The organism is Actinotalea ferrariae CF5-4, assembly GCF_000603945.1.
GTDB lineage: Bacteria > Actinomycetota > Actinomycetes > Actinomycetales > Cellulomonadaceae > Actinotalea > Actinotalea ferrariae.
In genome coordinates this window covers 1-386 of record NZ_AXCW01000612.1, presented here as the reverse complement: position 1 = coordinate 386, position 386 = coordinate 1, and the positions used below count along the sequence as shown (strand labels likewise).

Annotated in this window: 1 pseudogene; it reads right to left on the bottom strand. The window is 80.3% G+C overall.

The features are described from left to right. Positions 1-386 (bottom strand): annotated as a pseudogene (locus tag N866_RS21925) (hypothetical protein); the annotation flags it as partial.

Sequence of the window (386 nt, the reverse complement as noted above, 5' to 3'; positions counted from 1 at the left end):
GCGGCGACGTCGTCGTCCGCGCCCGCGACCAGCCGGGCGACGCCCGCCGCGAGCTGCTCGTCCGCGGTGTCGGCGGGAGCCGGCGTCGCGTCGCCCCAGGCGCCCGTGACGTCGCGGGCCGTCACGACGCGGGACGTCTCGATGAGCCGGCGACCGTCACCACGGAGCAGCGCGGCGTCGACGGCGGCGGCGCCGGTCGGCTCGACGAGCAGCACGTGGACGTCCTCGGGCGAGCGCTGGAGCTGCCGGCCCGCGGCGGGCACGACCGGGACGTCCGAGGTCCGCAGGGCCTGGACGGAGCGCCCCTCCGGCCCGGTGGCGTCCAGCGCCGACCACACCCACGCGGTGCCGAGCGCGACCGGCCCGGCGACGGCGAGCACGGCGAG